The 11,986-nt window shown below is 58.0% G+C and carries 12 protein-coding genes; 3 read left to right on the top strand and 9 right to left on the bottom strand.

What is annotated here, in order from left to right; genetic code table 11:
- The first annotated feature begins 92 nt into the window (after nucleotides 1–92).
- Nucleotides 93–1,076, top strand: a complete 984-nt coding sequence (gene flk, locus ABLV66_RS07370; RefSeq protein WP_020078229.1) for a flagella biosynthesis regulator Flk — start codon at nucleotides 93–95, stop codon at nucleotides 1,074–1,076.
- A gap of 42 nt (nucleotides 1,077–1,118) precedes the next feature.
- On the opposite strand, the gene ABLV66_RS07365 is transcribed toward flk, so the two are convergent.
- Both ABLV66_RS07365 and fabB read right to left on the bottom strand, forming a co-directional pair.
- Nucleotides 1,119–2,294, bottom strand: coding sequence for an MFS transporter (locus ABLV66_RS07365; RefSeq protein WP_045391503.1), 1,176 nt, complete (start codon nucleotides 2,292–2,294; stop codon nucleotides 1,119–1,121).
- Between the two features lie 138 nt (nucleotides 2,295–2,432).
- Complete coding sequence (gene fabB, locus ABLV66_RS07360; protein WP_015706178.1) at nucleotides 2,433–3,653, bottom strand: beta-ketoacyl-ACP synthase I; 1,221 nt, start codon at nucleotides 3,651–3,653, stop codon at nucleotides 2,433–2,435.
- A 158-nt stretch (nucleotides 3,654–3,811) separates the two neighbouring features.
- On the opposite strand from fabB, the gene mnmC reads away from it, so the two are divergent.
- Nucleotides 3,812–5,800 carry a bifunctional tRNA (5-methylaminomethyl-2-thiouridine)(34)-methyltransferase MnmC2/FAD-dependent 5-carboxymethylaminomethyl-2-thiouridine(34) oxidoreductase MnmC1 gene (mnmC, locus tag ABLV66_RS07355; protein ID WP_348876103.1) on the top strand — a complete coding sequence of 663 codons (1,989 nt, stop codon included), beginning with the start codon at nucleotides 3,812–3,814 and terminating at the stop codon, nucleotides 5,798–5,800.
- A 368-nt stretch (nucleotides 5,801–6,168) separates the two neighbouring features.
- On the opposite strand, the gene ABLV66_RS07350 is transcribed toward mnmC, so the two are convergent.
- From ABLV66_RS07350 to prmB, 6 genes are read right to left on the bottom strand one after another with little or no spacing between them, the layout of a single operon-like run.
- Entirely contained in the window at nucleotides 6,169–6,450 is a 282-nt protein-coding gene (locus tag ABLV66_RS07350) for a YfcL family protein (protein ID WP_045391507.1), read from the bottom strand.
- A gap of 32 nt (nucleotides 6,451–6,482) precedes the next feature.
- Nucleotides 6,483–7,031, bottom strand: a complete 549-nt coding sequence (locus ABLV66_RS07345) for an elongation factor P hydroxylase (RefSeq protein ID WP_045391509.1) — start codon at nucleotides 7,029–7,031, stop codon at nucleotides 6,483–6,485.
- Nucleotides 7,031–7,840 carry a sulfite exporter TauE/SafE family protein gene (locus ABLV66_RS07340; protein ID WP_045391512.1) on the bottom strand — a complete coding sequence of 270 codons (810 nt, stop codon included), beginning with the start codon at nucleotides 7,838–7,840 and terminating at the stop codon, nucleotides 7,031–7,033. Before ABLV66_RS07340 ends, ABLV66_RS07345 begins: the two co-directional genes overlap by 1 nt.
- Nucleotides 7,840–8,664 carry a penicillin-insensitive murein endopeptidase gene (gene mepA, locus ABLV66_RS07335; protein ID WP_348876104.1) on the bottom strand — a complete coding sequence of 275 codons (825 nt, stop codon included), beginning with the start codon at nucleotides 8,662–8,664 and terminating at the stop codon, nucleotides 7,840–7,842. The genes ABLV66_RS07340 and mepA overlap by 1 nt, the downstream gene beginning before the upstream one ends.
- Before the next feature lie 3 nt (nucleotides 8,665–8,667).
- Entirely contained in the window at nucleotides 8,668–9,753 is a 1,086-nt protein-coding gene (gene aroC, locus ABLV66_RS07330; RefSeq protein WP_348876105.1) for a chorismate synthase, read from the bottom strand.
- A 40-nt stretch (nucleotides 9,754–9,793) separates the two neighbouring features.
- A complete protein-coding gene (prmB, locus tag ABLV66_RS07325) occupies nucleotides 9,794–10,726 on the bottom strand; it encodes a 50S ribosomal protein L3 N(5)-glutamine methyltransferase (RefSeq protein ID WP_047043358.1) in 933 nt (310 codons plus the stop codon).
- Between the two features lie 166 nt (nucleotides 10,727–10,892).
- On the opposite strand from prmB, the gene smrB reads away from it, so the two are divergent.
- Nucleotides 10,893–11,444: an endonuclease SmrB gene (gene smrB, locus ABLV66_RS07320; RefSeq protein ID WP_045391516.1), complete on the top strand. Its 552-nt coding sequence runs from the start codon at nucleotides 10,893–10,895 to the stop codon at nucleotides 11,442–11,444.
- Between the two features lie 23 nt (nucleotides 11,445–11,467).
- Here smrB and sixA read toward each other — a convergent pair whose 3' ends face one another.
- Nucleotides 11,468–11,953, bottom strand: coding sequence for a phosphohistidine phosphatase SixA (gene sixA / locus ABLV66_RS07315; RefSeq protein ID WP_045391518.1), 486 nt, complete (start codon nucleotides 11,951–11,953; stop codon nucleotides 11,468–11,470).
- Nucleotides 11,954–11,986: the final 33 nt, after the last annotated feature.

Here is an 11,986-nt window from a genome sequence, read left to right as displayed (position 1 = left end):
AGAACGAGAGTAAACCGGGGAAGTGTGCCATAATCTGGCCGCCAGGAACATCATCACCCGGCTTAAGTACAGCACTACGGTAAGGATTCATCATGACACCACCCGTTTCAGGTATGTCCGATCGCCCTCCGGGGACTGGCCCATCCGGCGCATCCGCCGTGGGTCCAAATGCGCTCACCATGCAGCAACGCACCGTTCTGGAGCGGCTGATAACGCGTCTGGTGACGCTGACATCGCAGCAAAACGCCGAAGTGTGGGCCTGCGTGAAGCACGATCTGGGTCTGAAAGGCGATACGCCGCTACTGGCGAGCCATTTCAGCGCGGCTGAGAGCAACCTGAATCAGCGCTTAAGTATCGCTCAGCAAAACCATCACCACCGGCAAATTCTCGCCCAACTCAGCGAACTGCTGACCCAGGGGAATAACCGTCAGGCGGTGAGCGATTATATCCGCCAGAATTATGGTCAAACCGTGCTGCATGCGCTGACCCAGGCGCAGCTGGAGAACGTGCTGCATCTGCTGCAAAACGGCCAGTTGGCGATCCCGCAGCCGCAGCAGCGTACGCCGACGCTGCGTCCTTTGCTGCCGGCGGAACATAACACCCTGAACCAGTTAGTGACCAAACTGGCCGCCGCAACCGGCGAATCGAGTAAGCTTATCTGGCAATCAATGCTTGAGCTGTGCGGCGTGAAATCCGGCGAGCTGATCCCCGCCACCCACTTCACCCCGCTCTCATACTGGCTGCAGGCGCGACAAACGCTGAGCGCGCAAACCGCACCGACGATGAATTCGCTGCAGGCAGCGCTTAAGCAACCGCTGGAGGCGCAGGAGTGGCAGAAAATCGCCGATTTCGCGCAAAGCAGTTGGCAGGTAACGCCAACGACGACCTTAACCAGCCCGCAAGTGCTAACGCTATTAAATAAAGTCTTTGCGCTACGCGTGGCCCGCGCCCAGGCGACAATGGCAATTACCCCGGTCGAGCCGCTGCCCGCCCCCCATGCGGTGTATAGTAAAAAAGCGTGGACGGTGGCAATTGCGCTGCTGGTGGTGATTATTCTGCTGTGGTTGGTGCTGTAAGCCTAAAACAATAACGGCGGCCTGATAGCCGCCGTTATGCCTTTATTTACGTAGCGTCAACAGAGTGACCACAATCCCTAATACCGCGCAAATCGCCCCGGCAAGAAAAACGGATGCATAGCCCAACGAGGTGGCAAGCAGGCCAGTCAGCGGGCCGGTGACGCCGTAAGAGATATCCTGAAACGCGGCATAGCCGCCAAGCGCGGTGCCGCGAACCTGAGCCGGAACCCGTTTGACTACCTCAACGCCCAGCGCCGGGAAGATAAGCGAGCAACCGCAGCCGGTCAAAGCGGCGCCCGCCAGCGCGACCCAGGCGCCCGGCGCTTGCCACAGCAGCGTCAGGCCAATAGCTTCAATCAGTAGTGACACCATCGCCACCTTAATGCCGCCGAAGCGATCCGGCATCCAGCCGAACAGAATACGCATCAGGACAAAAGCGCCGCCAAACGCGGTCAACGTGAAGCCGGCCATCGCCCAGCCGTGGCTGGCGAAATAGAGCGAAACAAAGGTGCCGATTACCGCAAAGCCGACGCCCTGCAGGCCGAGACCAATTCCCGGCCGCCAGATCATGCCGATGACGCTCCATAGCGAAGGACGCTCGCCGCCGTGAGCGGGAACTTTACGGACCGTGCCGTTAATCGCCCACGCCAGCAACGGCAGCGCCATCGTGACGCAGGCCAGCGTCGCCACGCCGAAACGGCTGTAAATCAGCAGCCCCAGCGGCGCGCCCACCGCCAGCGCCCCATACATCGCCATGCCGTTCCACGACATCACTTTACCGGAACGACGCGGGCCAACCAGCCCTAATCCCCAGCTTAAGTTGCCGGTCAGCAGTTGGCTTTCACCAAAACCGAGAATCAAACGGCCCAGCACCAGCAGGCCAAATTTGGCCATTACCGGCACCGGCAGCAGCGCCGCCGCCAGCCAGGCGCCGCCGGCCAGAGCACAGGCCAACATTCCTTGCAGCACCGAGCGTTTCGCGCCGTACTGATCGGCCAGTCTCCCGGCATAGCCGCGGGTTAAGACCGTGGCGAGAAACTGGATGCCGACGGCCACGCCGACGAGAGTGTTGCCAAAACCGAGATCGTGATGCACAAATAGTGGGATAACCGGTAGCGGCAACCCCACGGTCATATAGGTCAGAAAAACCGCAAAGGTAATGCGAAATAGCGAGAGATTCTCTGAAGCGTTGTTTATCGTTTTTGTCGCTGCGGACATGCGTTACCCCAGTTTTGCAGAGCAAGGCGAGAAGATGGAATGAGAATAATGGCGAGCAATTTGCCTTCTCTCGCCGGGCGCTGTCAAGACGTCAAAAAAAGGGGAGCCTGAGGCTCCCCTGGTTCTGTTTCGTACCAATTAGGCGTTGTATTTACGCATAACCAGAGTAGCGTTGGTGCCGCCGAAGCCGAAGCTGTTGGACATCACGGTGGTCAGCTGAGCATCGGTCGGTTTGGTGACGATGTTAAGGCCGGCAGCCTGCTCGTCCATCTCTTCGATGTTAATGCTTGGCGCGATAAATCCGTGCTCCAGCATCAGCAGAGAGTAGATGGCTTCCTGTACGCCTGCGGCGCCCAGAGAGTGGCCGGTCATCGCTTTGGTGGCGGAGATAGCCGGGCTGTTGTCGCCGAAGACTTCGCGGATAGCGCCCAGCTCTTTCACGTCGCCTACCGGAGTAGAAGTGCCGTGGGAGTTGAGGTAGTCAATCGGGGTATCAACGCCGTGCATCGCCATCTGCATGCAGCGCACTGCGCCTTCGCCAGATGGCGCAACCATGTCCGCGCCATCGGAAGTCGCGCCGTAACCGACGATTTCCGCATAGATATGCGCGCCGCGCGCCAGCGCGTGTTCCAGCTCTTCAACCACGACCATGCCGCCGCCGCCCGCGATAACGAAACCGTCGCGGTTCGCATCATAGGTACGGGACGCTTTGTCCGGAGAATCGTTGTATTTGGTGGACAGCGCGCCCATGGCGTCGAACTCGCAAGCCATTTCCCAGCACAGCTCTTCGCCGCCGCCGGCAAAGACGATGTCCTGTTTGCCCAGCTGAATCTGTTCTACCGCGTTACCGATGCAGTGTGCGGAAGTGGCGCAAGCGGAGCTGATAGAGTAGTTGACGCCGTGGATTTTAAACGGCGTGGCGAGGCAGGCGGATACGCCGGAAGCCATCGCTTTGGTGACAACATATGGGCCCACGGCTTTCAGACCACGCGGGCTACGCATGGCATCGGCGCCGAAGACCTGGAATTTCGGGGAGCCGCCGCCGGAACCTGCAATCAGGCCGACACGCGGGTTATTCTGGTATGCTTCCGGCGCCAGACCGGCGTCGGCTACCGCCTGCTCCATGGACAGATAAGCATAAATGGATGCGTCGCTCATAAAGCGCACTACTTTGCGGTCAATGAGGCCCGTGGTATCCAGTTTGACGTTGCCCCATACGTGGCTACGCATTCCTGAATCCTTCAGCTCCTGAGAGAAAGTGATCCCTGAACGTCCTTCACGCAGAGATGCCAGGACTTCCTGCTGGTTATTACCGATGCTGGAAACGATGCCCAAGCCAGTAATCACTGCACGTTTCATTCAATACCTCTGTAAGTCGCACTATTTTAAGTTTCGAGTCGCACAATAGCGTACACTTGTACGCCGAACAAGTCCGATCAGCCATTTTGTGTATAAATTTGCGCCTTCTGGCACACATCGTTAAGATCGCGCTACGCCTTGTGATTCGAGTAACTTACGTGAAACAAAACGCCATACAACCCGCCAACCTGGAATTCAACGCTGAGGGTACACCTGTTTCCCGAGATTTTGACGACGTTTATTTTTCTAATGACAACGGTCTGGAAGAGACGCGCTACGTTTTTCTCAACGGCAACCGGCTTGATAGCCGTTTCCCAACCCACCCGCGCTCGCTGTTTATCGTCGCGGAGAGCGGCTTCGGCACCGGGCTCAATTTCCTGACGCTGTGGCAGGCGTTTGCTGTTTTTCGTCGCGATAATCCGCAGGCTACGCTGCAAAGATTACATTTCATCAGTTTTGAAAAATTTCCGCTGAAGGCCGACGACCTGCGTCTGGCGCACCAGCACTGGCCGGAACTGGCGCCATGGGCTGAACAGCTACAGGCGCAGTGGCCGCTACCAATCGCGGGCTGCCACCGCCTGCTGCTCGACGATGGCCGCGTCACGTTGGATTTATGGTTTGGAGATATCAACGCGCTTACCGACCAGCTTGATGATTCCCTTAACCGCCAGGTCGACGCCTGGTTCCTCGACGGCTTCGCGCCGGCGAAAAATCCGGATATGTGGACGCCGGGGCTGTTTTCCGCCATGGCGCGCCTGGCCCGCCCCGGCGGCACGCTGGCGACCTTTACCTCAGCCGGTTTCGTGCGCCGCGGGCTGCAGGAGGCCGGTTTTAGCATGCAAAAACGCAAAGGCTTTGGCCGCAAGCGCGAAATGCTAATCGGCGAATTGACCGCCGACGCGCCGACGCTGGCGCGGACGCCATGGTTTGCCCGCAGCGGCAGTCAATCGCGCGAAGCGGCGGTGATCGGCGGCGGTATCGCCAGCGCCCTGCTCTCGCTGGCGCTGCTGCGTCGCGGCTGGCAGGTGACGTTGTACTGCGCTGACGATGCGCCCGCCAGCGGCGCATCCGGCAATCGCCAGGGCGCGCTGTATCCGCTATTAAGCCAGCACGATCCAGCGCTGGCGCGCTTCTTCCCGGCGGCGTTTACTTTCGCGCGCCGCCTCTACGACGCGTTGCCAGTGGAATTCGATCATCAATGGTGCGGCGTAACCCAACTCGCCTGGGATGAAAAAAGCGCGCAGAAAATCGCCCAAATGCTGGCGTCAGATTTACCGGCGGAGATCGCCCGCGCGGTGACGGCGGATCGGGTCGCTGAACTTACCGGCGTTGATACCGGCTGCGGCGGCATTACCTATCCTGCCGGCGGCTGGCTGTGCCCGCAGCAGTTGACGGCAGAATTGCTGTCGCTGGCGGCAACGCAGGGGCTACGCAGCCACTTCGGTTATCCCGTTGAAACGCTCAGCGCGGAGGGCGACGGCTGGTTGCTCAATCAGCAGCATCATCATCAGGCGGTGGTACTGGCGAACGGACATCGCCTGACTGATTTTGCCCAGACCGCGCAGTTGCCGGCTTATCCGGTCGGCGGCCAGGTTAGCCATATCCCCACCACGCAGGGGCTTTCCGCCCTGCGCCAGGTGTTATGCTATGACGGCTATATGACACCGCAGAATCCCGCGAATCAGCAACACTGTATCGGCGCCAGCTATCATCGCGGCAAGACGGATACCGATTTCAGCGCCGAAGATCAGTGGCAAAATCGCCAGCGCCTGATTGATTGTTTCCCGCAGGCGGCATGGGCAAAAGAGGTGGATGTTAGCGGCAACGACGCCCGCTGTGGCGTACGCTGCGCCACCCGCGACCACCTGCCGATGGTGGGCAATGTTCCGGATTATGAGAAAACGTTGACGCAGTACGCCACGCTTCACGAACAGCAGGAAAATGTCGACAGCGCGCCGGTTTATCACAATCTGTTTATGCTCGCGGCATTGGGATCTCGTGGGCTGTGCACCGCGCCATTGAGCGCCGAACTGCTGGCCGCGCAGATGAGTGAAGAACCGCTGCCGCTGGATAGCGACACGCTGGCGGCGCTGAATCCGAATCGGTTGTGGGTGAGAAAACTGCTGAAGGGAAAAGCGGTAAAATAACGGCGACTTGCGCCTTATCCGGCCTACGGTCCGTGCGGTCTGCCGTTAATTTATTCACTACGCAGGCTAAAACTGCCGGCGCTGGTGGCCTAAAAACCCCCGGTGGCGCTGCCGCTTACCGGGGCTACCGCGCTGTGCGATTTGGTAGCCCGGAAGGCCCTGTGCGCTCTCTGCGCCACGGAAAACATCTTGCAGAAGAATTAACCGGGAGCGCAAGATACTCTGGAGCGAAACGAGATAAATGCTTTCTCAAGATAAAAATTGCAAACCGATAACAGTATCTACAGCCTGGTAGCCCCGGTAAGCGCAGCGCGACCGGGGAGAGTCTCCGGATGTCGGCTAACGCCTCATCCGGATGACATCAGTTATCAGGCCTGATTTTTCGCCTGCTGGTACAGGTTATTCCACATTCCCTGCACCAGAATCTGATCCGGCGGCGACAGTTCACCCGCGCTGATGGCCTTTTCCAGGCTGCTGGCGACTTTATCATTAATCGCCTGCGCCGAGTGCTCCCCTTCCCCTTCCAGCTCGGCCACCGCCAGCGTCAGGTGGCCGCGCAGATAACCGCCAGCAAACAGTTCGTCATCACTGGCGTGGTCTACCATATCGTCAATTAACGCCAGAATGCGTGATTCAAACTCCGCGATCATCGTCTTTCCTCTTTCATTTGTAATTCGTGGCTTTAGTGCAGGTCTTCCGGCCACGGAAATTGTTCTGCCGTCAGCGGCGGCGTTTGGTAATACTGTTGCAGCGCGCGAATAAAGCGCGCCGGGCGCTCAGGGATCCCCTGCTCCAGATAAGTCATCACCTGGGCATGCACGCGCCGCTGAAACGCAATACGGTCGGGTTCAAAGTCGCCTTCCAGGTTGTCGCAGCTGACGTTAAATGGAAATCCCGCCGCCGTACAGAACAACCAGTCAAAAGCCTGTGGCTTAACCTCGACGTCTTCGAACTTGCTTTGCGTCATTGCATCGCGGCCGTCCGGGCAGTACCAGTAACCAAAATCCACCAGCTCGCGCCGCGCCTTGCCGGCGATACACCAGTGGGAAATTTCGTGCAGCGCGCTGGCGTAAAAGCCGTGGGCAAACACGATCCGGTTATAGGGCACTTCGCTATCTGCAGGAAGATAGATCGGTTCGTCGTCGCCTTTAATCAGACGGGTATTAAAATCATCGGCAAAGCAGCCGTCAAAGATCTCGACCAACTGCTGATAATGGTGTTGCTGTTGCATTAGTGAATTCCCAACCACTGCAAAATCTCAGCCCCGTGGCTGTCGTAAAGAAGTTTAGCGCTCATCACCGCGGAGACGATGACGATCATTGGCCGAATCAGCGACTGTCCTTTACTCAGCACCAGCCGCGAACCGGCGCGAGCGCCGATAAACTGCCCGGCCATCATCACAAAACCGGTAGCCCAAATCACTTTGCCGCCGATAATAAACAGCAGCAGGCCGCCAATATTGGAGGTGGCGTTTAGCAGTTTGGCGTGAGCGGTGGATTTCGCCAGATTAAACCCGGCGAGCGTCACAAAGGCCAGCGCATAAAAAGAACCGGCGCCGGGGCCAAAAAAACCATCGTAGAAACCAACGCTGCCGCCAGCGACCAGCGCGAACGGCAAGCCATACAGGCGACGCTGACGATCGGATTCCCCGAGCTTCGGCATCAGCAAAAAGTACAGCCCGATGCCAATCACCAGCAGCGGCAGGATTTGCTTTAAAATATCGGACTGCACGTGCTGCACCAGCAGCGCGCCCGCCGTCGAGCCGATAAAAGTCATCAGAATATTGAGTTTCTGATCGGCGAGATTCACTACCTTGCGACGGATAAAATAGAGCGTCGCGGAAATGGAACCGCCGCAGGCCTGTAGCTTGTTGGTCGCCAACGCCTGAGCGGGCGGCATACCCGCCGCCATCAGCGCCGGGACGGTCAACAACCCGCCGCCGCCGGCTAAGGAATCAATAAATCCGGCCAGAATCGCGACAAAAAAGAGCGCCACCAGAACCATTGGCGACACCATAAACAGCTCGGCAAAACTATCCATTAGAGAAGATGCTCATCCAGTAGCGCCTGGCAGGAAGGCGGCAGCGGAGGCGGCGTCTTCTTCACAGGTGGGGTTGACCCAGGTTTAGGCGGTTCAAACCAGCTTTGCAGCTCGGCTCCGCAGCCATCGCCAGCCGGCGGCGGTGCTTGATCTTCGCACTCAAGGCTGCCCGCCGGGCAACGCAGGCGCACGTGCATATGAGCGCGATGCTGGAACCACGGGCGGACTTTGCGTAGCCATTGGCGATCGTTACCGGCATCGAGGCACAATTGCTGTTTGATAGCCGGGTTGACGAAAATACGTGTTACATCGTTATCTTCCGCCGCCATTTTAATCAGGTTGCTGATTTGCGGGCTCCACAGCGACGGCACCACCCGCTTACCATCGCGGGCGACTAAGTCCAGAGCCTGCGGTTTCAGCAGCTGTGCGGAGGTCCAACGGGTCTGCGGCAGTTGCAGGAAAATATCAACATCCAGACCCGACTGATGGCTGGCGTGGCCGCCGTTAAAGCGCCCGCCGGCAGGCATGCCCATATCGCCAATCAGCACCGTCCCCATACCTTTATTGTGCGCCTGCAGGCTCAGTCGCTGAATAAACTGCACGAGATCCGGGTGGCCGAAGTAGCGCCGCTGATCGGTACGCATCACCTGGTAATCAGGGGAGTTCAACGGTAACGGCTGGGCGCCGACGATGCAGCCATTGGCAAACGCGCCAATAGACTGAGCGCTGCCGCTAATCGGCTGGTATATTTTCTGCCACGGCGTCGCCGCCAGGCTGGCGGTGCTGGCCAACAGCGCCAGCACCGCGATAACGGTATTTTTCATCGGTTACCAGCGTGGAATTGATGTCGTCACGTCGCCATTCTGCGCGCGCTGACGCATAAAGTGATCCATTAACACGATAGCCAGCATGGCCTCGGCGATTGGAACCGCGCGAATGCCGACGCACGGATCGTGACGCCCTTTGGTGATCATTTCGACTTCTTCGCCGAAGCGGTTAATCGTATGACCGGGAACGGTAATACTGGAGGTTGGCTTCAGCGCGATGTTAGCAACAATTTGCTGGCCGCTGCTGATACCGCCAAGAATGCCGCCGGCGTGGTTACTCTGGAAGCCGTCTTTGGTGATTTCGTCGCGGTTTTCACTGCCGCGCAGTTTGACCACCTCAAAACCATCGCCGATTTCTACCCCTTTCACCGCGTTGATGCTCATCAGCGCGTGGGCGATATCGGCATCCAGACGGTCGAAGACCGGCTCGCCGAGGCCCGGAGGAACGCCATCCGCCACGACGGTCACTTTCGCGCCGATCGAGTCGCCCTCTTTTTTCAGGCCGCGCATCAGTTCATCCAGCGCCTCGATTTTATCCGGATCCGGGCAGAAGAATGGGTTCTGCTCAACCTGATCCCAGTCTTTGATAGCCAGCGGAATATCGCCCATCTGCGTCAGGCAGCCGCGGATAACAATACCGAATTTGGCCGCGAGGAATTTTTTGGCAATCGCCCCGGCCGCCACGCGCATCGCGGTTTCACGCGCGGACGAACGCCCGCCGCCGCGATAGTCGCGCAGGCCATATTTCTGCTCGTAGGTGTAATCCGCATGTCCCGGACGGAACACATCTTTGATAGCGCCGTAGTCCTGAGAACGCTGATCGGTGTTTTCAATCAGCAGGCCAATGCTGGTGCCGGTGGTCACGCCTTCGAAGACGCCAGAGAGGATTTTCACCTGGTCCGGTTCGCGGCGCTGGGTGGTGTAACGCGATGTCCCAGGGCGACGGCGATCCAGGTCGTGCTGCAGGTCGGCTTCGGTCAGCGGAATGCCTGGCGGCACCCCGTCGACGATGCAGCCCAGCGCCAGGCCGTGCGATTCGCCGAAGGTGGTGACGCGAAAGAGTTGTCCAATTGTATTTCCTGCCATCACGGCTCCGTTCTTTTCGTTATGTTTGCGTGTTGTTTTTTTAGTCTTTATAAATGCCGAAATGCGCGCGCGCGTCAATGAGCTGCTGTTTAGTCAGCATAAAGACGCCATCACCGCCGTTATCAAACTCAAGCCAGGTGAACGGCACGTCCGGGTACTGCTCCATCAGATGTACCATGCTGTTACCGACTTCACAAATCAGAATACCGTCGTCGTTGAGGTAATCCGGCGCGCAGCCAAGAATGCGGCGCGTCAGCTTCAGACCATCGCTGCCGGAAGCCAGACCCAGCACCGGCTCATGCTCATACTCGTCCGGCAGGTCAGCCATATCTTCTTCATCAACGTACGGCGGATTGGTCACGATCAGATCGTACTGCAGCTTCGGCAGATCGCGGAACAGATCGGAGCGGATCGGGGTAACCTGGTTAATCAGGCCATGCTCTTCAACGTTATGTTCGGCAACGGCCAGCGCGTCCGGGGAGATATCGACAGCGTCGACTTCGGCTTCCGGGAAGGCATAGGCGCAGGCGATGGCAATGCAGGCGCTACCGGTACACATATCGAGAATATGTTGCGGTTTATGGTTTATCAGCCCGGCGAACTGGTTATTGATCAGTTCGCCAATCGGCGAACGCGGTACCAGCACGCGCTCATCGACATAGAATTCATGGCCGCAGAACCACGCTTTGTTGGTCAGGTAAGCGACGGGAATACGTTCGTTGACGCGGCGAATCACGCGCTCAACGATACGATGTTTTTCGCTGGAGGTCAGGCGCGCGGCGCGCATATCTTCCGGTATATCTAACGGCAGGTACAGTGAGGGTAATACCAGCTGTACGGCCTCATCCCACGGGTTATCGGTACCATGACCGTACCAGATGTTGGCGGCGCTAAAACGACTTACCGCCCAACGCAGCATGTCCTGAATGGTCTGCAGCTCATTGACCGCTTCATCAACAAAAATTTTATCCACGCAATCCTCCAGGGCACGCTCTGCTATAAATTCGGCGGCTAGTTTGCCACGACGGCGGCGATAAATCAGCATTCTTGCGCAGCCGGAGTGGGGAAAAATAGGTTTTCCTTGCCTGAAGCGCGGGCGAGTCGGGTAAACTACCGAAAAGAAATAGTGAGATTGGGCAATGAAAAAGAAAACACCGCTAAGCGCGGAGGATCAGGCGCTGTTCCGCCAGCTAATGACCGGCACCCGGCAAATTAAACAGGACACCATCGTACACCGCCCGCAGCGCAAGAAACTCAGCGAGGTACCGCCCAAGCGATTGCTGCAGGAACAGGTGGATAACAGCCACTATTTTTCCGACGAATTTCAGCCGTTGCTCAATACGGAAGGCGCGATGAAGTACGTGCGCGCGGATGTTAGCCATTTTGAGCTGAAAAAACTGCGCCGCGGCGACTATTCGCCGGAGCTGTTTCTCGATCTGCACGGTTTAACCCAACAGCAGGCGAAACAAGAACTCGGCGCGCTGATTGCCGCCTGCCGCCGCGAACACGTCTTCTGCGCCTGCGTGATGCACGGGCACGGCAAACATATCCTCAAGCAGCAAACGCCGCTGTGGCTGGCGCAACATCCGCATATTATGGCGTTCCATCAGGCACCAAAAGAGTACGGCGGCGATGCCGCGCTATTGGTACTGATTGAAGTTGAAGAGTGGTTGCCGCCGGAGCTTCCGTAAACGGAAGCTCCGGGGGGAAAGCCTTAGATTGCTTTCGCCATTCTCAAATTGCAGGGGCTCATCTGCCAGGTGAATTCGCCCTTGCCGTCGGCGTCGAGGGTGACGCAGGCAATGGCTGAGGTCGTAAACATCGGGGGCGTTTCCCCCGGGCACAGCTCTGAGACGAGGTACCCCACCAGCGGCAGGTGTGAAACGACCAGCGCCGTTTTCACGCCTTCATTTGCCAGCGCCTGAAGATAAGCGCTGACCATCCCTACATCGCCGCATGGCGTGAGTTCCGGCATCACGTCGACATCTTTCGGCAGGTTCATGCACTCCCCTACTATGTCCAGAGTTTGCTCTGCACGCAGGTAAGGGCTGACAAGCACCCGCTCAATATCCACTTTTTGACCTTTCAGCCAGGTTGCCATCTGACGAGATTCGTCACAACCGCAAACGGTTAAGGGACGAACGGAGTCACTGGCTGCATCGAGGGCAGCGTCGCCGTGACGCATGATAAAAACTTGCATATTGCACCGCTTTTGTTAACCAGAATCACCGCA

Origin of the sequence: Klebsiella sp. CN_Kp073 (assembly GCF_040065495.2) — a bacterium.
Lineage (GTDB): Bacteria > Pseudomonadota > Gammaproteobacteria > Enterobacterales > Enterobacteriaceae > Klebsiella > Klebsiella aerogenes.
Note: the sequence above shows the minus strand (reverse complement) of the source record. Positions and strands in the feature narration are given on the sequence as shown.

What these genes read in the sequence shown, in the direction of transcription:
- flk (WP_020078229.1), top strand. Translation starts at nt 93, where the DNA reads ATGACACCACCCGTTTCAGGTATGTCCGATCGCCCTCCGGGGACTGGC.
- ABLV66_RS07365 (WP_045391503.1), bottom strand. Translation starts at nt 2,294, where the DNA reads ATGTCCGCAGCGACAAAAACGATAAACAACGCTTCAGAGAATCTCTCG.
- fabB (WP_015706178.1), bottom strand. Translation starts at nt 3,653, where the DNA reads ATGAAACGTGCAGTGATTACTGGCTTGGGCATCGTTTCCAGCATCGGT.
- ABLV66_RS07350 (WP_045391507.1), bottom strand. Translation starts at nt 6,450, where the DNA reads ATGATCGCGGAGTTTGAATCACGCATTCTGGCGTTAATTGACGATATG.
- ABLV66_RS07345 (WP_045391509.1), bottom strand. Translation starts at nt 7,031, where the DNA reads ATGCAACAGCAACACCATTATCAGCAGTTGGTCGAGATCTTTGACGGC.
- ABLV66_RS07340 (WP_045391512.1), bottom strand. Translation starts at nt 7,840, where the DNA reads ATGGATAGTTTTGCCGAGCTGTTTATGGTGTCGCCAATGGTTCTGGTG.
- mepA (WP_348876104.1), bottom strand. Translation starts at nt 8,664, where the DNA reads ATGAAAAATACCGTTATCGCGGTGCTGGCGCTGTTGGCCAGCACCGCC.
- aroC (WP_348876105.1), bottom strand. Translation starts at nt 9,753, where the DNA reads ATGGCAGGAAATACAATTGGACAACTCTTTCGCGTCACCACCTTCGGC.
- smrB (WP_045391516.1), top strand. Translation starts at nt 10,893, where the DNA reads ATGAAAAAGAAAACACCGCTAAGCGCGGAGGATCAGGCGCTGTTCCGC.
- sixA (WP_045391518.1), bottom strand. Translation starts at nt 11,953, where the DNA reads ATGCAAGTTTTTATCATGCGTCACGGCGACGCTGCCCTCGATGCAGCC.